The following is a 20,186-nucleotide window of genomic DNA, read 5'->3' as shown; positions in this document are numbered from 1 at the left end:
ATTTTTCGCGGAATGAGATAATGAAAAGGTTAAAAATGACCAGATTAATGATGTTAGCACTCGTTTTTACGCCATTGACGTCGATGGCGGCCTCACCGTTGGCGTTTAATTTCAGCTGCGCAAGTATTGGTGGGGTGAATAGTGATGGTAAAGGCAATGTTTGGATTGATGGCTCGAAGGCGACGGTGAAGGCCTTCAATGAAAATTACTGGGAAGCCAAAAGCGGGAACAATACGGTTTCTATTTCTCGTAAAGATGACGGAAATCCGGACGTTTCCTGGAGTGGGCCGAATCGAAAGCACGGGGTATGCCTGCCTGAAGATAATATTGACTTTTCTGGGGCCAAAAAATCGACCAGCACAGGACCCTCTTTTTCCTGCGCTGCGGTTGCAAAAGGCAGTATCGAAGAGATTATCTGCCAGAGTCCTTCGCTCTCAGAAATGGATTTAGCGTTAAACGGGGCCTACAAGCAGGCGCTGGTTAAATCGAGCAATAACCCGACGCTGAAAGCAGAACAACGCGGCTGGGTGAAAGGGCGTAACGAGTGTTGGAAGGAACAGGATAAATCAGCCTGCATCGCCCGTAACTACAGCGAGCGAATGGCTGAACTGCACAGCAAATGGGGCGTTAAGTAATCAACCGTAGAAAAAAAGAAAGGCCTTACGGCCTTTCTTTTTAGATATACAACGAAGCTTCACCCATCGGGCGAGTTTTGAAGCGACGGTGGATCCAGAGATACTGCTCGGGTGCACGCATGATCTCTTTTTCGATAATTTTGTTCATATACGCCGCAGCCTGGCTTTCATCTGCCGGGTAACCTTCCATTTCCGGGGTGATGAACAGGCGGTAACCGGTGTTATCCGCTTTTCTCACCATGGTTACGGTCAGCATTGCTGCGCCCGATAATCGTGACAGTACGTAGGTACCGTTGGTGGTCGCCACGTCTTTGACTGCGAAGAAGGGGGCGAATGAACTCCCTTTACGACCATAGTCCTGATCGGGGGCAAACCACACTGCCTCGCCTTTTTTCAGGGCGCCGACAATACCACGCAGATTATTTCTGCCGATCATCGCCTTGTTGGAGCGCATACGACCGCGGGTTTGGATCCACTCCATCAACTTATTATTGTGCGGGCGATAGGTTGCCATCATTGGCTGGCAAAGCCCCATTACGCGACCACCCAACTCGAGCGACATAAAGTGTACGCCAACGACCATCACGCCACGGTTTTGCATCTGAGCGCGCTTCAGGTTGTCCAGCCCTTCTACATCAAACCATTTACGCACCCGAAGGTCCGGCCAGAACCAGGCCATACCTGTTTCAAGCAGCCCCATGCCGAGCGAACGGAAATTCTCATCGACCAGTTTGTCTCTTTCTTCCTGCGACAGATTTGGGAAACAGAGTTCGAGATTTTTACGTGCAATAGATTCACGGCGTTTTAAAAATGGACGAGCCAGCGTTCCTGTACGGGTACCAAGAAAACACAATACGGGATAGGGAAGCTGTACCAGTAACCAGAGCACACCAACACCAAACCATGTGAGCCAGTAGCGCGGATGCAAAAACGCGCGTGAAAATTTACTTTGGGGGAACATAAGCACCTGTTGTTGATACGAAATAGATGTATCGCGAAGATTCTTTGCCTGTCGCTTTACACTCTGCACTGATCTTTAGGCCGCCATGAACGACATTGGTTCCTGTAAAGAGTGTAAAACTGAGTCAGGACAAAACCACGAGGGGGCATGAATGATCGGACGCACAATGTACACCCGAAAATTAATGTCAGCCAGAAATAATTACTCAAGATTCGTAAATGTTTTTAGGGCGATTAAGGGCAAAATTTCGCCTATATATAATTCGTTGTTTTTATGATGATTAAATAAACGACGGAGAAACAGTGTAATAGTAAGCGGTCGAATGATTTTTGTGAATAAAATGTTGCTCAAATTGCATGCGGATAGGAATTGTCTTAGAATATAAAGTTAAGGGAGTGTAAGGACTTACGTTAAGTTTACGGCAGACAGGAGGTATCGCTATGCTCTATTTCTGGATCTTTCTCATACTGAGCATTCTGTGCGTCAGTTGCTATATCTGGCAGGTTATAGGCGCTGCGGCATCAATTAGCGCTTTTCTCGGCATGGCCATCCTTACGGCATTAATTTACGTTTTTACTATGCGGCTGACCAATGGCAACGAAATGGTAACTGGATTATTCCTGTTTCTTGCCCCGGCATGTGGTTTGATCATTCGCTTTATGGTCGCAGACGGTAAGCAATAATTTGGAATGTTACGTTTAGCAATAAATTATCACCTTGAGTTATTTATTATTTGTCTGAGTTTATTGAAGTGCCAGCATCGCTGGCACTTTGTTGTGAGACCGAACTGAATTACCGGGCATCCGCCAACTGGAGTGATGCTTCTTCTTGTTGAGCATTTTTTCGCTGTTGTTCAAGTTCCAGCGCACCGCGATGAGAGAGGTAGCAGAACAGGATGCAGCAAACAATACCCCCCATCAGCAGATAGAAGCCGCCGTGCCACCCCATTTTGTCGACCATTACGCCAAACAGACTGGTGCCCAGCGATGCGCCAAAAATGTAGCTCATAAATCCGCGCAGTCCTACTGCAGAACCTACTGCGAAGCTGGGAACGATTTCCATCGTCTGAACAGAAGCGAGGAACTGTGGAACATAGATCAGGCAACCCACAATGGCGGCAAAAATAGTGACCATCAGCAGGGATTCACTTTTCCAGTAGCCGATCAAACAGACGAAAATCAGCGCCATACAAATCATGGCCAGCGGCATGCGACGGCCTTTAAACAGTTTATCGGTAAGCCAGCCCGCCAGTAATGTGGAAGGGATTGCCGCCCATTCAAAAAACAGAAAAGCGATGCTCATTTGCTCTTTCGAGAAATGTTTTTCGGTTAACAGATAAATAGGCAACCAACTAATCATGCCAAAACGCACCATATAGACGAAGACATCTACCAGTGAAACATACCAGGCATTCTTATTACGCAGCACATAGGTGCAGAAAATCTGGAAGGCACTCATATTTTCTGGTGCCTGGACAGCGTGTCGGGAATTTAATACTACTTTTTCTTCCGGCATCATTTGTTCCAGAGCCGGTAAGCCTTCCTGGCGCGGTGAACCTTTCCCCAGCATCAGCACAATAAAAGCAAACAGTACGGCAACACCGGCCGGGACAATATAGCTGGCGCTTTGCCAGTGCTCGCTCCCTAAAATGGCAAAGGCGGCACCAACAATCGGAGCGACAATACCACCGCCAACGTTGTGAGAAATATTCCAGAATGCGCCGACGCGTCCACGTTCTTTACGCGGAAACCAGTTGGCAATGGTAATAAATGAAGGACCAACGCCCATTCCCTGGAACAAGCCATTGAAAACGACCAGAGCGGCAAAAATCCAGAATCCGGTACTGAATCCTAAACCGACGTTTACGATGGCGCACAGAACCAGGCCGCATGCCATAAAGACCTTAGGGCTGGCCTTGTCTGCCAGACTACTCATAATGCCTTTACTGATCCCATAGGCAATAAGCATACAACTGCTGAGTAGACCAATTTGCGTGGCACTGAGATCCAGATGTTCTTTCAGGTACGGTGTTGAGAGCGTGAAGTTATTGCGCACAATATAGTATGCGAGATAGCCAAGAAATACACTGAGTAATGCCTGAATGCGGTATCGGCCATAAGTTTCCTGGACTTTCTCCGCCGGGACTTTATTTGCTGAAGGCCCTGCCTTAAATATGGATAACATATCATCACCTAAATTTATATTGATGTGAATATCAGGATTTTTCGTAGTGAAGAGTGAAATAGACGGCAGAGAAACTCAAGTTGATGAAATGAGTCACTATTGACACAATTTGTGGATTGCGTGGCTTATTTTGACTCTTTTTAAATAATGGCATTTCAATTCTATTCTTTTACGGACGCTTTTATCATTAGCGTGTGCGGATATTAACAAATTCGGACTGCGTTTTCGGGTATTCTTCACCGATGTCGTCACTTTCCGTTTGGTTATTCTACGAATAACCTTATTCTTCCCCCAGTCGGTGATAAACGGGTAAGTTTTGTCTCAATATTATTTTTTGCACATGTTGGTATTTATGAACGGGATCACAAACAGACTTTTGGGCCGGGGGCGTTGTTGGGCGATCTCGCTCTGTTTTATGTCGTTGTCGGTGAGTTGCCAGGCGCAGGGTAAAGAGCTGGTAATGGCGACAACCTTTTCACCGGGGGCAACGGCCTGGATTATTCAGCGTTGGCAGACTGAACCGGGGTCGGTGATGATTCGCACGTTAAACCGGACCAGCAGTTCGTTGGAGCAACTGCTGGATACCGCGAATGCGGAAAATGTTGATCTGATTTTGACCTCATCCCCTATGCTGTTGCAGCATCTGCAGGAACATCAGAAGTTGGCGCCCTTCGACAATGCGTTGCCGGAAAGCCAGCGGCTGGTGCCAGACTCTATCCGTTCGACCTCCGTGGCAGTGGCGATATCTGGTTTTGGTCTGTTGATTAATCGTTCTGCGCTGGCGGCACGACATCTGTCGCCTCCTGCCGACTGGGGGGACTTAACGCTGCCCAAATATCAGAACGCGCTGTTGATGAGTAGCCCATCGCGTTCGGATACCAACCATCTGATGGTTGAGTCATTGCTACAGCAAAAAGGGTGGGAAGCGGGGTGGGCGACGCTGCTGGCGAGTGCTGGAAATCTGGTAACGATTTCATCACGCAGTTTTGGCGTAGCCGACAAAATTAAGAGTGGCCTGGGCGTGGCGGGGCCGGTCATTGATAACTATGCCAACCTGTTGCTTAACGATCCTCACCTGGCTTTTACCTATTTTCCACGCTCGGCGGTATCGCCAACCTATGTGGCTGTTCTCAAGAACAGCCAGCACCCCAATGAAGCGCGTCGTTTTATCCGCTATTTGTTAAGCCCGGAGGGACAGCGGATCCTTGCTGATGCGAATACGGGAAAATATCCGGTAACGCAGCTCGCATCTGATAATCCCCGCGCTGCTCAGCAGGCTATTTTAATGAACCAGCCTCCGCTTAATTATCGGCTGATCCTTAGGCGGCAACAGTTAGTGCAGCGGATGTTTGATACCGCCATCAGTTTTCGTCTTGCGCAACTGAAGGATGCATGGCGGGCGCTATACAGTGCGGAAGCGCGCCTGAAACGCCCGCTACCCGAAATCAGAGCCTTACTGACCAGCGTTCCGATAGATGCCAAAAGTAGTGAAGATGAAGCCTGGCTTGCGCAGTTTGATAATAAAAGCGTTGCCGAACAGCAGATGATGGAGTGGCAGCTCTGGTTTCTTAAAAATCAGCGTCAGGCGATATCAAAACTGGAAGAATTAAAATGAAAGGTGGATCGATACTGCAACGCCTTCGCCAACTCAGCATCAGCAGCAGCCTGCGGGGAGCCTTTCTAACGGGCGCATTACTGACGTTGAGCGTCAGCTGCGTCAGTTTGTACTCCTGGCATGAGCAGAGCTCGCAGATACGCTATTCGCTTGATGATTACTTCCCGCGCGTGCATTCCGCTTTCTTGATTGAAGGAAATCTTAACCTGGTTGTGGACCAGCTAAATGAATTCCTGCTGGCTCCCAATACGACGGTAAGGCTGCAACTGCGCAATCAGATAATCTCGCATCTGGATAAAATCGAAGTGCTGAGCAGGGGGTTGCAATCAGCAGAGCAGCAGCAACTGGCGGTGATTTTGCAGGACAGCCGGGCGCTGATGGCGGAACTGGACCGGGTGCTCTACAACATGTTCCTTGTACGCGAAAAAGTGAGCGAACTTTCCGCGCGCATTGATTGGCTACATGATGATTTTACTACTGAGCTGAATTCACTGGTGCAGGATTTTACCTGGCAGCAGGGGACGTTGCTGGATCAAATCGAGGCCAAAAATGGAGATGCGGCGCTGTATCTCAAACGTGCCCGAGAGGTGCAAAACGAGCAGCAGCAGGTCTACACCCTGGCAAGAATTGAAAACCAGATCGTTGATGATTTACGCGACAGGCTCAATGAACTGAAATCGGGTAGCGACGATGGCATGTTGGTGGAGAATCACATCCGCTACCTGGAAAATCTGAAGAAAACGGCGGATGAAAATATTCGTACCCTCGATGACTGGCCCAGCACTATCACACTGCGACAAACTATCGATGAGCTGCTGGAAATCGGGATGATGAAAAATAAAATGCCCGATACGATGCGCGATTATGTCGCAGCGCAAAAAGCGCTGGTTGATGCCAGCCATGCCAGAGAGGCCACGCTTGGGCGCTTTCGAACACTGCTGGAAGCGCAACTGGGGAGTAGCCATCAGCAAATGCAGACGTTTAACCAGCGGCTGGAACAAATTGTTCGCGTCAGCGGTGGGCTTATCCTGCTGGCGACGTTGCTGGCGCTACTTCTCGCCTGGGGGCTTAACCACTACTTCATTCGCTCGCGTCTGGTGAAGCGTTTTACTGCGCTCAACCAGGCCGTGGTGCAAATTGGTCTTGGCAGAACGGATGCCTCTATCCCGGTGTATGGACGCGATGAACTGGGGCGTATCGCAGGCTTGCTGCGCCATACTCTGGGGCAATTGAGCGCGCAAAAAAATCAGCTGGAACAGGAAGTGACCGAGCGCAAGGAGATTGAATCCGATCTTCGCGCAACGCAGGATGAGCTGATCCAGACGGCAAAACTGGCTGTGGTCGGCCAGACTATGACCACGCTGGCGCACGAGATTAATCAACCGCTGAATGCGCTGTCGATGTACCTGTTTACGGCAGGGAGGGCAATCGAACAGGGGCAACCCGCTCAGGCCAGAAGCACATTAACCAAAGCGGAAGGGCTGATTACTCGCATCGATGCCATTATCCGTTCACTGCGTCAGTTTGCTCGCCGGGCCGAACCTGGCACGCCTCTGCATCCGGTCGATCTCCGACAAACGTTCAACGCTGCCTGGGAACTGTTGGCCATGCGACACAAGCCACAGCAGGGTACGCTGACGCTCCCAGACCGGGGCGTGTGGGTGGCTGGTGATGAAGTGCGTATCCAGCAGGTGCTGGTAAACGTCCTGGCAAATGCGCTGGATGCCTGTCCGGTTGCGGCGAAAATAGAGGTTCACTGGCAGACCGAAGGCAGCCGGTTGTGCGTATTTATCAGCGATAACGGTCCCGGCTGGCCTGGGGCATTATTACCATCACTGTTAAAACCGTTTACCACCAGTAAGGATGTTGGCCTCGGTATTGGCTTATCGATTTGTGTATCGTTAATGATGCAAATGAACGGCGAACTGCGCCTGGCGTCGACCCCGGGGCGCAATGCCTGCGTCGTTCTGCAATTTAATCTGACGGATGTAAACGATGTTGAGTGATGAATATTCTGTTCTGCTTATTGATGATGATGCCGATGTTCTTGACGCTTACACCTTGTTGCTTGAACAGGAGGGATATCATGTATTCGCATGCAGTAACCCTTTTGATGCCCGAAATTGGTTGCAGGCCGACTGGCCAGGGATTGTCCTGAGCGACGTGTGTATGCCTGGCTGTAATGGAATTGACCTGATGACGTTGTTTCATCAGGATGACAATCAGCTTCCGATCCTGTTGATCACCGGACATGGCGATGTCCCTATGGCGGTGGACGCGGTGAAGAAAGGTGCGTGGGATTTTCTGCAAAAACCGGTTGATCCTGGCAAACTGCTGGTGTTGGTAGAGGACGCGTTGCGGCAGAGAAAATCTGTGATTGCACGTCGTCACTATTGCCAGCAAAAGCTCCAGGTTGAACTGGTCGGCTACAGTGACTGGGTTAATCAGTACCGCCAGCGCTTACGGCAACTGGCTGAAACGGATATTGCCGTCTGGTTTTATGGCGAGCCGGGAACCGGACGTATGACCGGTGCCCGTTATTTGCATCAGCTTGGGCGCAGCGCTGAAGGACCGTTTATTCGTGGGGAGTTGACGTTAGAGAATGCGGGGCAACTCAATGACCTTATTGCCCAGGCGCAAGGGGGAACGCTGGTCCTGAGCCATATTGAGTGCCTGACGCGCGAACAGCAGCACCAGCTGGTGCATTTGCAAAGTCAGGAGCGGCGTCCGTTTCGCTTAATTGGCATTGGCGCCACTTCGTTGGTGGAACTGGCGGCAACCAACCAGATTGTGGCTGAACTATATTACTGTTTCGCGATGACGCAAATTGGTTGCCAGCCGTTGTCTCAGCGCCCGGATGATATTGAGCCGCTGTTTCGCCATTATCTGCACAAAGCCTGTCTGCGTCTGAACCATCCGGTGCCTGAAGTTGAAGTGGATTTACTGAAAGGCATGCGGCGTCGCGTGTGGTTAAGCAATGTCCGGGAACTGGCCAATGCCGCCGAGCTTTTTGCCGTTGGGTTATTGCCACTGGCTGAAACCGCGAATCCGCAACTGCATTTGCCCGAACCGACACCGCTCGATCGTCGGGTCGACGAGTACGAGCGACAGATCATTACCGAAGCGCTTAATATTCATCAGGGACGCATTAATGAAGTGGCGGAGTATTTACAAATTCCGCGTAAGAAACTGTATTTGCGCATGAGAAAATACGGACTGAGCAAGGAACACTATAAGTTTTAGCAGATGGCATGTGGGGAAGAAGAGCGGGTGACGGTATTTCGGTGGTGGCACTAGCGTTCACCGAAATACGCGACGAAACTCTGGGTGATTATCGGGGTGTTTTTCTTACCACATCAAATCGTCAGGAATGACAAAATCAGCATACGGATCGTCTTCGTCCTTCGCTTCCTGGCTCAGTTCGCAATTTAGAACAATATAGCTTGCATCGCGCTGGGCAATCTTGTCGGCGACAACAGCCGGGATAATGGCGTATTCGCTCTCGCTGCTGCTTTCAGCCGTCAGGCGGGCAATGGCCAGACGGCCCTTGATCAACTGAGACTGGGTTACCTTATCAACATAAACTTTTTTGATCAGGTTATTGTCAGTAAAGTTGTAACCAATATCGCCACGGGAAATGGTGATTTTGTTCATTTCAATCAGTTGCTTGATCTGCGCTTTGTATTCTTTAGACAATGCGGCCTGTTTCTGCTGTTCGCTGAGCTGCTTATCACGCTCGACCTGTGCTTTTTTATTTTCTTCAACCGCTTCTCTGGCTTCACGAGCCTGAATGCGCGATTTTTTCGCCGTTCTCTGCACTTTCGCCATTTTTTTGCTGCTGACCAGACCTGCTTTAAGCATCTGTTCTTGTAGGGTAAGTTTTGTCATTGTCGCTTCTAATCCAAAAAATCGTTGCAAGGATTATAACCTTAACGTTCGGCGGGACGCCAGAATGACGGCCGCGCCATGGCTGTTATCTCGGGCTGCTGTCACTGTCCTGTATCTCTCTCCCTTTCTGAATCAGTTGATGATTACCTGATTCTTTAATAAAAAATAATATTCCAAATAAGTTAATGAAATGGAGTATAGATTCGCATGTGTTAATTATTTAGAGTTTTATTCTAATTGAAGTAATTAAATAGAGTTATACTGGCAAAAATTTAATCTAAAAAACAAACAGTTGCCCATTGTTCAAATTTAAAGAGCCGCTTCTTTACGCCGATAACCATGGTGAAAATATGGATAATGGAGGGAAGTGGCATGTGGTGGGTTTATCGAATGCCGATGAAAATGAAGTTAATAATTGCGCTACAACCATTATTACTGGCGTTATGTTGGTTTGCTGGTTCAGGAATATTAACGCGCATTGAGACAGAACGGCAGATGGAGAATATTGCCCAACTGACAGCGCTCGCACACAGTGCCGGAAATGTAGTGCATGAATTGCAAAAAGAACGCGGTATGAGTGTCGGGTTTCTGGGGGCTGCAGGGAAGACGTTCAAAGATGAGTTAAATGCACAGCGGGCTTTGACCGATCGCGAGATCGAGGTATTTGTGCGGTCACTGTCCGATACTGCATTACCGGAAGGGGATGTCGCCACCTCTGTCGCCACGTTTAAGAAAAACATTCTTTCTCTCTCCACTATACGGGAGAACGTCACGCAATTAGGGCTTCCGGCTTCAGATGTTGTTAAGTTTTATACCAACGTCATTGCTGATGTGCTGAATTTTGTGGGTAGATTGGGGCAGTTGACGGATTCTGGCGAGATGGCAAACGCATTCGCCGCCTACTACAACCTGCTGAATTTAAAAGAACAGGCGGGTATTGAACGAGCTCTGCTGTCAAATATCTTTTCCTCCGGCCATTTCGCCGACGGACAGTTACATCAGCTCAGTGATGTCGTCAGTAAACAGAACGTTTGGTTGGCAGAATCGTTACGCTTGAGTTCACCGGAACAGGCAGCCATGTTGAAAAGCCGCTTACAGTCAGCAGAAGCGTCAAAAGCCCTCGCATTTCGTGAAACCGCGTTTAGCCATGCCGCCAACGGTGGATTTGGTGTCGATCCTACTACCTGGTTTAAAGTACAAACCCAGCGTATTGAAGTGATGCGGCAGATAGAAAATGTGACGGCGAATCGTCTGTTGGCGAATGCAGAAAAACTCGCGCAAGATGCACGAAAAAACTGGCAAATATATATGGCTGTTAGCCTGTTAGCACTCCTGGCATCATTGACGTTCGCTGGGGCCATCGCAATCAATATGCACCGTCAGTTTAGTGACACGCTACGCAAGATTGCGGGTATGAATGGCGATCTGACTCAACGTCTGGCGACCCCGGGCAAAGATGAGCTTTCCTCACTTAATCGTGCCTACAACACGATGCTGGAAAGTATTCAGCATATCGTACAGGAGATTAAGCAAGGCTCCGTGGTTTTGTCCGATGCCAGTAGCAGTATTACGGCGGGAAATCAGGATCTGGCTCAACGTACAGATGAACAGGCTGCATCAATAGTAGAAGCTGTGGCCAGTATGGAGCAGTTATCAACTGCGATTACGCAAACAGCGGATAATGCCCGCGAAGCGGAGCATCTGACAATCAGACTGGAAAAAGAGGTCCGACAGGCCAGTAACGTTGCCAGTGCGGCGAACCAGAGCATGGGGGATATTCGCGCTTCCAGTGAAAAAATCTCGAATATTGTGACCTCGATTGATGATATTTCGTTTCAGACTAACTTACTGGCGCTGAATGCGGCAGTGGAAGCTGCTCGGGCAGGAGAGATGGGCAGGGGGTTTGCTGTCGTAGCCAGTGAAGTGAGAAATCTTTCGCAGCGTTGCGCCAAAGAGGCTAACCAAATCCGTGAGTTGGTCGCGCAGAATATGGTCAAAATTAGTGAGGGTGTTGAGCGGGTTACTGCATCTGCTACCGCGCTGGAAGCCGCGGCGGATAATACCACCAGTATGAAGCAATATATTGCGGATATCGCTCGTGTGGCGACGGAGCAGTCACAAGGGGTAACCCAGATAAACCTGGCATTGCGACCGATGGAGCAGGTTACACAGCAAAATGCGGCGTTGGTATCTCAGGCGGCGAGCGACAGCCAGAGGCTGGACAATCTGTCGGCAACCATGAAGGATCTGGTTAACCGTTTTGTTGTCTGACGTGGCGCCGTTTAACCGACCCGGAAAACATACCGGGTCGGTTAGTTATCGTATCCTCATGGTGAGGATAGGAAGGAGCATTGGTCAGGTACTTTCAGTGGGTTAGAAAAAGATTTCTGACACAGGGATGTCGTCGCTGGTAAAGTGAGCAACCAATACCGAGATCTGGCCAGAAGGGAATTCAGTGTGACTGAGCGTATTGATTATCAGGCTGAAAAATACAGTTTTACTGAGGCGACAGAGTGTTCCCGTCTTACCGGCCAGTGGGCTGATGTTATTGCTGAATGCCGGGAAATGAAGGCGGGGCCCCAAGAACGTCTTCGTATTGCTTTATTGAATGTGGACTATGTGACCAGCTTTGAGCTGCCTTTCCGCCTGTTATTACTCCGTACTCCACAACTGATTGCCAGCGTGCGTGAAGAGCTGCAGCTTAGTCAGAAAAACGTCATCTTTAACGGCAAACGCTTTGGATGTGTTTACAGCCTGAAAGCGAGTCTCGGCGGGATCCCGGATGAATTTCAGTACCGCCTGTCACATCGTATCCGGCGCATTAGTCCTGCAGGTTCAAGCGAAGCGCCATATCAGCAGATTGCTAAAACAGTAAAATCGCCGCGTGAACGTCTGAAGCTGGCTCTGGAATCGGGCCTTGATGTCACTGCGCTGGACGGGCTTTTCTGGTTTGGCAGCCAGCGTATTGCCGCTGATGTGTTGAGGCTGAGAAAAGCAGGGATGCGGATAGCGACAAAGCAGACAATGGTGTCCGACAATCTTACTGCAACAGTGAGGAATGTGCCGTTTTACCGCCTGGCCCAGGGATGAACTGACTGGTAAATGATAGAATTTTGACTGGATGCCTAAGAATTCATGGTGTCCCCTGCAGGAATCGAACCTGCAACTAGCCCTTAGGAGGGGCTCGTTATATCCATTTAACTAAGGGGACGAAGCGGCACGAGTATAGCGTTTTTTACTCACAACGGTAAGTCTCAGGCCGCCCGACTGCTCAAACAGTCACCATTCAGGCCTGTTTTTTCTGGTTTTTCTGCTTTTGCTCATCACGCTTTGCTTGCAACCTGGCTTCTTCCTTGCGTTTGTTGCTCATATCATTGCGGATCTGCGCATGGCTCATTAGCGCGAAAATAAACGTTCCGCCACAGATATTCCCGGCGAGCGTTGGTAGCGCAAAGGGCCAAAAAAAATCACTCCAGTGCAGCGTGCCATTAAAGACCAAATAGAGAATTTCCACCGAGCCGACGACGATATGCGTGGTATCACCTAACGCAATCAGCCAGGTCATCAGAATAATGACCATAATTTTTGCCGCCCCGGCAGCCGGAAACATCCACACCATGGTGGCAATTAACCAGCCGGAAATGATGGCGTTGGAAAACATCTCTGTTGGCGTATTTTTCATCACATCCATACCAATTTTGACAAAAGCATCGCGGGTCTCTTCATCAAAAATCGGCATATGTTCAAACGCCCATGCGGCAACCCCGGTGCCAATAATATTACCCAGCAGAACCACGCTCCACAGGCGCATCAACAGGCCAAAATTGCCGAGGGTAGGGTTTTGCATCACCGGCAGTACAGCGGTGACGGTATTTTCGGTAAAGAGTTGCTGGCGGGCCATAATGACAATAATAAAGCCGAAGGTATAACCGAGGTTCTCGAGTAAAAATCCCCCTGGCACGCCTTCCAGCTGTACGTGAAAAATCCCTTTAGCCAGCAATGAGGCACCCATCGACAGTCCTGCTGCGATGGCTGACCAAAGTAGCGCCATCGCGTCACGCTCCATCTCTTTCTCCCCATCCTGGCGAATATGTTCATGGATTGCCATGGCGCGGGAGGGGAGTCTGTCCTCATCAAGCTCTATCTTTTTCCCTGTTAGCTTTTCATCGCTTTCCACCTCGAGCTCGTCGCTGTGTCGATCGATCTTATCTTTCTTGATGTCATTCATAGCCTAATCCTGAATAAGCACGTATTGCTAAAGCGTAGCGGCTTTTGTCCGAAAATCAGCGGGAGAAAGTCTGAGATAGCAAAAATAGTAACGTTTGTTTTTATCGGGTTAGTTAGAATAGAACCGCCGCGGAGTGCGCATTACCAGGCTATGATCAAATCAGTAAGACAGGGTATATAGACATCATTTGACGTGCTGTTACAATCGCTCACATCTAAACAGGCGGATACGTCATCGTTCCGTCATGGATGGCAATCAGCGATAGCCATAAAACACAGGGAGACACTTATGAAGCTTCGCCTGTCGGCGCTTGCGCTGGGAACCACACTTTTGGTGGGGTGTGCGAGCTCCGGTACTGAACAGCAGGGGCGTTCGGACCCATTTGAAGGGTTCAACCGCACCATGTACAACTTCAACTTTAATGTTTTAGATCCATACATTGTTAGACCCGTAGCTGTTGCCTGGCGAGATTATGTTCCGCAGCCAGCGCGTAATGGTTTAAGCAACTTTACGGGGAACCTTGAAGAGCCGGCCGTCATGGTCAACTATTTCCTGCAAGGCGATCCTTATCAGGGGATGGTGCACTTTACCCGTTTCTTCCTGAATACCCTGTTAGGTATGGGCGGCTTTATCGATGTGGCAGGTATGGCTAATCCGAAGTTGCAGCGCGTTGAACCACACCGCTTTGGCAGTACGTTAGGTCACTATGATGTTGGTTACGGGCCGTATATGCAGCTTCCATTCTACGGTAGTTTCACGCTGCGTGATGACGGCGGCGATATGGTCGATACCCTGTATCCGGTACTGTCCTGGCTGACCTGGCCGTTGTCGATAGGCAAATGGACGGTTGAAGGGATTGAAACTCGCGCGCAATTGCTCGACTCTGATGGTCTGCTGCGTCAGTCTTCCGATCCTTACATCATGGTGCGTGAAGCTTACTTCCAGCGTCATGACTTTATTGCGAACGGCGGGAAACTCAAACCAGAAGAAAACCCGAACGCGAAAGATATTCAGGATGATTTAAAAGAGATCGATTCTGAGTAAGGAATTGGGCAAATAAAAAGGTGAGCTAAAAAGCTCACCTTTTTTACGTCTGAAGAAAATCAGAATGCGTAGTTGAAGTTTGTACCAAACAGCCAGGCTTTACCTTCAGAGTCGAAAGTATAGTTGCCTTCTTGCACTGTTACTTTTTGTCCGTGCATGTAAGACACACCGACGTCGATAGAGGCATCGTCATTGAACGCATAAGTTGTACCTGCACTCAACCACAGGCGATCCTGATCCGGAATCGAGATGGAACGCTTACTTGCTGGAACCGGGCTATCGTCATAAGCAATACCGGTACGGAACGTCCAGCTTTTATCCATATAGTAAGTCGTACCCAATGCAATGCGGTAAGAATCTTTGAAGCCTTCTTCTTTATAGAACAGTGTCTGTCCATTGGAACCTGTGGCTTTCAGCTCCTGGAACTGACTCCAGCTGGTATAGGCCATGCTGTAGTGGATAGCCCACTGTGGTGCAATACGGTTATAACCTGACAATTCCCACATTTCAGGAAGGTTAAGTGTCAGAGAACCCGGGACGGTGGCATTGGTCGTTCCCCATGGGAATGTAGTGCCAGCGCCAGGTATAGCGTTCGCCTGGGTACGGATGCCACTCTTATAATCGCCATCAAAATCAATTTTAACTTCAGAACGGTACGTTAAACCATAACGGTTATTTTTATCCAGTTCGTACAGAATCCCGGCGTTCCAACCGTAGCCCCATTCGTCCCCTTTCAGGCTGGCAATTTTGTTGCTGACCTTCGGTAATGCAGCCGTCTGCTCGCCAGAATAACGTTCAATTTTTGCATCAGCATAAACGGCGTTAAAACCGAGACCGAAGCTCCAGCTATCATTCAGACGGTAGGCGCCGCTCAGGTTAAGGTTGACCGTTTTAAGGTCGGTCTTCCCGCCGTATTCGCCGACGATATAGCTGTCGTTAAATTCGGTTGCCAGGCCATAGTTTGACGTGACAGAAGCACCCCAACCAAACTGTTCGTTGATAGGCATCACGAAGTGAGCATTGGGAACCCACGCCGTAGGCGCGATGTTGTCCGCATCAGTGCTGCGTCCGGTGTATGGCGATTTACCGGAAATATTAACGTCTGGATCGATATACACCGCACCTGCTGAGAAAGTAGGGCGATCGAACATCATAATCAGTGCCGGGTTACGACTGGCGTTACCTGCATCATCTGCAATTGCGCCTTCACCCGAATATGCCCGGCCAAGGCCAGAGGAAGAAAATTCGTTTAACTGAAAGCCTGCAGACCAGGCCTGTGTGGAGATAATTGCCACTGCGACTGCGAGAGCAGACTTTGTAAACAGGGTTTTCTGGCTCATGACCATAACCTCATAGATTTATTTTTATACAAACAATGTTACATGCCGTAACAGGAGCGCGAAGTGTAGGGTCTGAGGTACGACTTAGAAATCAGACCAGTGGCGTGAGTATAGGTCGGACCAGCTGGAATGTTGCAAGTATGTTTATAAATATTTTCAAATTTGATCAGAGAAACGCGATCCAGCTGGCAAAATTGCGGGGGTGCGCACTCACCTGTTTGGGCGATTTTTGTTTTAGATCATTTTTAAGTGTGATTTCGGTCACTTATCGCATTTCATACAATTAACGACTGGAGAGGCGAATAATGGGAGCGTAAAATATCCCTATCGTTTATCTGGCACCTCAGGTGCGAATACAGAGGAAATCTACAATGAGTAAATGCAGTGCTGATGAAACCCCGGTTTGCTGCTGTATGGATGTTGGCACCATCATGGACAACTCCGATTGCACCGCGTCCTACAGCCGTGTGTTCGCGAACCGCGCAGAGGCAGAAGAAACGCTGGCCGCTCTGACTGAAAAGGCGCGTGGCGTGGAATCTGAGCCTTGCCAAATCACCTCGACCTTTACTGAAGAGTCAGAAGGTGTGCGTCTGGATATCGACTTTGTTTTTGCCTGTGAAGCTGAAACGCTGATCTTCCAGCTGGGCCTGCGTTAATCCCCCTCTGCAAAAGCCCTTGCTATCTGATAGCAAGGGCTTTTTCGTAACTGTCAGTGATTATTCACTGTGTCTTAGCTCCCACTTTCTTTTCTCTCCTCTTGGCTAAATGTAAAAAATTGGTTAAGACTATGATCAGGTCAGACCACTTATTTTATTTTTTACAGGGGAGTGTTATGAGTCAGGCTTTACCGCTGGTTACCCGCCTGGGCGACCGTATTGCCATTGTAAGTGGATTGCGTACGCCATTTGCTCGTCAGGCTACCGCGTTTCATGGCATTCCCGCCGTTGATTTAGGAAAAATGGTCGTCGGTGAGCTGCTGGCGCGCAGCGAAATACCTGCTGATGTGATTGAGCAACTGGTTTTTGGTCAGGTGGTGCAAATGCCTGAAGCGCCAAATATTGCTCGTGAAATCGTGCTGGGAACCGGCATGAATGTGCACACGGATGCCTATAGCGTAAGCCGAGCCTGCGCGACCAGTTTTCAGGCAGTGGCGAATGTCGCGGAAAGCCTGATGGCGGGGTCTATTCGTGCGGGAATTGCGGGTGGTGCGGACTCATCGTCAGTCTTGCCTATTGGCGTTAGTAAAAAGCTGGCGCGGGTGCTGGTGGATGTCAATAAGGCCCGGACTACCGGTCAACGCCTTAAACTCTTTTCCCGACTGCGTTTACGTGACCTGATGCCTGTGCCGCCAGCAGTCGCCGAGTATTCCACCGGTTTGCGGATGGGGGATACGGCTGAGCAAATGGCCAAAACCTATGGTATTACCCGAGAGCAACAGGATGCTCTGGCGCACCGCTCTCATCAGCGTGCCGCTCAGGCGTGGGCTGAAGGAAAGCTGGCAGATGAGGTAATGACTACCTACGCGCCACCGTTTAAAGATCCTTTTTCAGAAGATAACAATATTCGCGGTAACTCTACGCTGGCCGATTACGCCAAACTACGTCCGGCGTTTGACCGCAAGCACGGCACTGTCACCGCAGCAAACAGTACCCCGCTAACGGACGGCGCAGCCGCCGTGATCATGATGACGGAGTCGCGTGCGAAAGAGTTGGGGCTGGTGCCGCTGGGATACCTGCGTAGTTTTGCTTTTACCGCCATCGATGTCTGGCAGGACATGCTGCTGGGACCAGCGTGGTCAACGCCGCTAGCCCTGGAGAGAGCAGGTCTGACGATGGCAGATTTAACCCTGATCGACATGCATGAAGCTTTTGCCGCACAAACGCTGGCGAATCTTCAGTTGTTGGGTAGCGAACGTTTTGCTCGCGATGTGCTGGGCAGAGCACATGCCACTGGCGAAGTTGATGACAGTAAATTTAACGTGCTGGGTGGATCGATTGCCTATGGACACCCCTTCGCCGCTACCGGTGCGCGCATGATCACCCAAACCCTACATGAGTTACGACGTCGTGGCGGTGGTTTTGGTTTAGTGACCGCCTGTGCAGCTGGTGGTTTGGGTGCAGCCATGGTTCTGGAGGCGGAATAATGGAAATGGCATCGGCTTTTACACTAAACGTACGTCTGGATAACGTTGCTGTTGTCACCATTGATGTGCCCGGAGAGAAAATGAACACCCTGAAAGCGGAGTTTGCTTCTCAGGTACGGGCCATTCTGAAACAAATCCGCGATAACAAAGCATTGCGCGGCGTGGTGTTTATTTCGGCTAAACCCGATAACTTCATTGCCGGGGCGGATATCAACATGATTGGTAGTTGTCGTAGCGCGCAGGAAGCCGAAACGCTGGCCCGTCAGGGGCAGCAGATGATGGCGGAAATTAATGCCTTGCCGATCCCGGTTATCGCCGCGATTCATGGCGCATGCCTTGGCGGTGGCCTGGAGATGGCACTGGCGTGCCACAACCGTATTTGTACCGATGATGTTAAAACCGTTCTGGGTTTACCGGAAGTACAACTTGGCTTGTTGCCCGGCTCCGGTGGTACGCAGCGGCTGCCGCGCCTGATTGGCGTCAGTACCGCACTGGATATGATCCTCACCGGAAAACAATTACGCGCAAAACAGGCGCTGAAAGTTGGTTTAGTGGATGAAGTTGTACCGCATTCCATTTTGCTGGAAGCGGCCGTAGAACTGGCTAAAAAGGACAGTTCTGCGCATCGAACACTGCCCGTGAGAGAGCGAGTGTTGGCGGGGCCGCTGGGGCGGGCGCTGTTGTTCCGCATGGCCAGTAAAAAGACGGTGCAAAAAACGCAAGGTAACTACCCTGCAACAGAACGTATCCTTGAGGTCATCGAAACCGGGCTAGCGCAAGGCAGCAGTAGCGGTTACGACGCTGAGGCCAGTGCGTTTGGTGAGCTGGCGATGACATCCCAGTCTCAGGCGTTACGGCACATCTTTTTTGCCAACACCGATGTGAAAAAAGATCCCGGAAGTGATGCGAAACCTGGCCCGCTAAACAGCGTAGGTATTTTGGGCGGCGGTCTGATGGGCGGTGGTATTGCCTACGTGACGGCCTGTAAAGGCGGCTTGCCTGTGCGCATCAAAGATATAAACGCTAAGGGAATCAACCACGCGCTGAAGTACAGCTGGGATCAGCTTGAAACGAAGGTTCGCCGCCGTCATATCAAAGCCAGCGAACGCGATAAACAACTGGCGCTGATTTCGGGAACGATCGACTACCGTGGCTTTGCGCATCGCGATCTAATTATTGAAGCCGTGTTTGAAGATCTGTCGCTAAAACAAAGGATGGTGGCAGAAGTTGAGCAAAATTGCGCACCTCATACCATTTTTGCTTCTAACACCTCATCTTTGCCCATTAGCGATATTGCTGCGAACGCTGCAAGGCCCGAACAAGTGATTGGTTTACACTTTTTTAGTCCGGTGGAAAAAATGCCGTTGGTCGAAGTGATCCCGCATGCCACGACCTCTGAGCAGACAATTGCAACTACCGTTAAGTTAGCGAAAAAACAGGGTAAAACGCCGATAGTGGTCAGAGATAAGGCCGGCTTTTACGTTAACCGCATTTTAGCGCCTTATATTAACGAAGCGATTCGTATGTTGACCGAAGGCGAGCGGGTCGAAACCATAGACGCCGCGCTGGTTAAGTTTGGTTTTCCAGTTGGGCCAATCCAACTTTTGGATGAGGTTGGAATTGATACGGGCACTAAAATTATACCAGTGCTTGAGGCTGCATATGGAGAACGTTTTAGCGCGCCTGCAAATGTTGTTGCTTCAATTTTGAATGACGATCGCAAAGGTAGAAAAAATGGTCGGGGTTTCTATCTTTATGGTGCGAAAGGGCGTAAAAGCAAAAAACAGGTCGACCCTGCAATTTATACGCTTATTGGCGTCCAGGGTCAGGGCCGACTTTCCGCCGCGCAGGTAGCAGAGCGGTGCGTTATGTTAATGCTCAATGAAGCAGCCCGTTGTTTCGACGAGAAGATAGTCCGCAGCGCACGTGATGGCGACATCGGCGCTGTATTTGGTATTGGTTTTCCGCCATTCCTCGGCGGCCCGTTCCGGTATATGGATTCTCTCGGCGCGGGTGAAGTGGTTGCGGTTCTGCAACGGCTGACCACGCAGTACGGCTCGCGGTTTACACCGTGTGAGCAGTTATTGCAGATGGCGGAACGCAGTGAAAGATTCTGGAATATTGGGGAAACTGACCTGAATTCATGAG

At 49.9% G+C, this 20,186-nt stretch carries 16 protein-coding genes and 1 tRNA gene; 11 read left to right on the top strand and 6 right to left on the bottom strand.

Features of this window, described 5'->3' with window-relative positions:
• The first annotated feature begins 20 nt into the window (after window positions 1-20).
• Window positions 21-635 carry a lysozyme inhibitor LprI family protein gene (locus tag OGY71_RS08130; RefSeq protein ID WP_063942030.1) on the top strand — a complete coding sequence of 205 codons (615 nt, stop codon included), beginning with the start codon at window positions 21-23 and terminating at the stop codon, window positions 633-635.
• 40 nt (window positions 636-675) lie between these two features.
• Here OGY71_RS08130 and lpxP read toward each other — a convergent pair whose 3' ends face one another.
• Entirely contained in the window at window positions 676-1,596 is a 921-nt protein-coding gene (lpxP, locus tag OGY71_RS08125; protein WP_063942031.1) for a kdo(2)-lipid IV(A) palmitoleoyltransferase, read from the bottom strand.
• A gap of 440 nt (window positions 1,597-2,036) precedes the next feature.
• Here lpxP and OGY71_RS08120 point away from each other — a divergent pair, with 440 nt between their 5' ends.
• Window positions 2,037-2,279: a DUF2545 family protein gene (locus tag OGY71_RS08120; protein WP_197385654.1), complete on the top strand. Its 243-nt coding sequence runs from the start codon at window positions 2,037-2,039 to the stop codon at window positions 2,277-2,279.
• 109 nt (window positions 2,280-2,388) lie between these two features.
• On the opposite strand, the gene pgtP is transcribed toward OGY71_RS08120, so the two are convergent.
• Window positions 2,389-3,780: a phosphoglycerate transporter PgtP gene (gene pgtP / locus OGY71_RS08115; protein ID WP_003834854.1), complete on the bottom strand. Its 1,392-nt coding sequence runs from the start codon at window positions 3,778-3,780 to the stop codon at window positions 2,389-2,391.
• 415 nt (window positions 3,781-4,195) lie between these two features.
• Here pgtP and pgtC point away from each other — a divergent pair, with 415 nt between their 5' ends.
• Genes pgtC through pgtA form a run of 3 tightly spaced genes read left to right on the top strand, consistent with a single transcriptional unit; the run spans window position 4,196 to window position 8,638 of the window.
• Window positions 4,196-5,395, top strand: coding sequence for a phosphoglycerate transport regulator PgtC (pgtC, locus tag OGY71_RS08110; protein WP_370628590.1), 1,200 nt, complete (start codon window positions 4,196-4,198; stop codon window positions 5,393-5,395).
• Between the two features lie 11 nt (window positions 5,396-5,406).
• Window positions 5,407-7,401, top strand: a complete 1,995-nt coding sequence (gene pgtB, locus OGY71_RS08105) for a two-component system sensor histidine kinase PgtB (RefSeq protein WP_187392930.1) — start codon at window positions 5,407-5,409, stop codon at window positions 7,399-7,401.
• Entirely contained in the window at window positions 7,391-8,638 is a 1,248-nt protein-coding gene (pgtA, locus tag OGY71_RS08100) for a two-component system response regulator PgtA (protein WP_191222321.1), read from the top strand. Before pgtB ends, pgtA begins: the two co-directional genes overlap by 11 nt.
• A 105-nt stretch (window positions 8,639-8,743) precedes the next feature.
• Here pgtA and OGY71_RS08095 read toward each other — a convergent pair whose 3' ends face one another.
• Window positions 8,744-9,283: a DUF2058 domain-containing protein gene (locus OGY71_RS08095; protein ID WP_267451868.1), complete on the bottom strand. Its 540-nt coding sequence runs from the start codon at window positions 9,281-9,283 to the stop codon at window positions 8,744-8,746.
• A gap of 372 nt (window positions 9,284-9,655) precedes the next feature.
• On the opposite strand from OGY71_RS08095, the gene OGY71_RS08090 reads away from it, so the two are divergent.
• Window positions 9,656-11,554, top strand: a complete 1,899-nt coding sequence (locus OGY71_RS08090) for a methyl-accepting chemotaxis protein (RefSeq protein ID WP_193134257.1) — start codon at window positions 9,656-9,658, stop codon at window positions 11,552-11,554.
• Between the two features lie 186 nt (window positions 11,555-11,740).
• On the top strand, window positions 11,741-12,373 hold the full coding sequence (locus OGY71_RS08085) for an ECs1377 family protein (protein WP_286613088.1): 633 nt from the start codon (window positions 11,741-11,743) through the stop codon (window positions 12,371-12,373).
• A gap of 46 nt (window positions 12,374-12,419) precedes the next feature.
• Here the strand turns inward: OGY71_RS08085 and OGY71_RS08080 are convergent.
• Window positions 12,420-12,494: transfer RNA gene (locus tag OGY71_RS08080), tRNA-Arg, on the bottom strand.
• A gap of 75 nt (window positions 12,495-12,569) precedes the next feature.
• Entirely contained in the window at window positions 12,570-13,511 is a 942-nt protein-coding gene (locus OGY71_RS08075; protein WP_286613086.1) for a formate/nitrite transporter family protein, read from the bottom strand.
• 288 nt (window positions 13,512-13,799) lie between these two features.
• Here OGY71_RS08075 and mlaA point away from each other — a divergent pair, with 288 nt between their 5' ends.
• The gene (gene mlaA, locus OGY71_RS08070) at window positions 13,800-14,555 is read left to right on the top strand and encodes a phospholipid-binding lipoprotein MlaA (RefSeq protein ID WP_286613084.1); all 756 of its coding nucleotides are present in this window, start codon (window positions 13,800-13,802) and stop codon (window positions 14,553-14,555) included.
• 59 nt (window positions 14,556-14,614) lie between these two features.
• On the opposite strand, the gene fadL is transcribed toward mlaA, so the two are convergent.
• Complete coding sequence (fadL, locus tag OGY71_RS08065; protein ID WP_003028188.1) at window positions 14,615-15,895, bottom strand: long-chain fatty acid transporter FadL; 1,281 nt, start codon at window positions 15,893-15,895, stop codon at window positions 14,615-14,617.
• Window positions 15,896-16,266: 371 nt separating this feature from the next.
• Between fadL and OGY71_RS08060 the strand changes: the two genes are divergently transcribed.
• The 3 genes from OGY71_RS08060 to fadJ all read left to right on the top strand — a co-directional run bounded on the left by OGY71_RS08060 (window position 16,267) and on the right by fadJ (window position 20,185).
• Window positions 16,267-16,551, top strand: coding sequence for a YfcZ/YiiS family protein (locus OGY71_RS08060; protein WP_003834838.1), 285 nt, complete (start codon window positions 16,267-16,269; stop codon window positions 16,549-16,551).
• 176 nt (window positions 16,552-16,727) lie between these two features.
• Window positions 16,728-18,038: an acetyl-CoA C-acyltransferase FadI gene (fadI, locus tag OGY71_RS08055; RefSeq protein WP_003834836.1), complete on the top strand. Its 1,311-nt coding sequence runs from the start codon at window positions 16,728-16,730 to the stop codon at window positions 18,036-18,038.
• Entirely contained in the window at window positions 18,038-20,185 is a 2,148-nt protein-coding gene (gene fadJ, locus OGY71_RS08050) for a fatty acid oxidation complex subunit alpha FadJ (protein WP_003834835.1), read from the top strand. Before fadI ends, fadJ begins: the two co-directional genes overlap by 1 nt.
• Window position 20,186 lies beyond the last annotated feature (1 nt).

The organism is Citrobacter sp. Cpo109, assembly GCF_030332565.1.
Lineage (GTDB): Bacteria > Pseudomonadota > Gammaproteobacteria > Enterobacterales > Enterobacteriaceae > Citrobacter > Citrobacter portucalensis.
The sequence above is the reverse complement of the archived record's forward strand: the minus strand, read 5'-3'. Positions and strand labels throughout refer to the sequence as shown.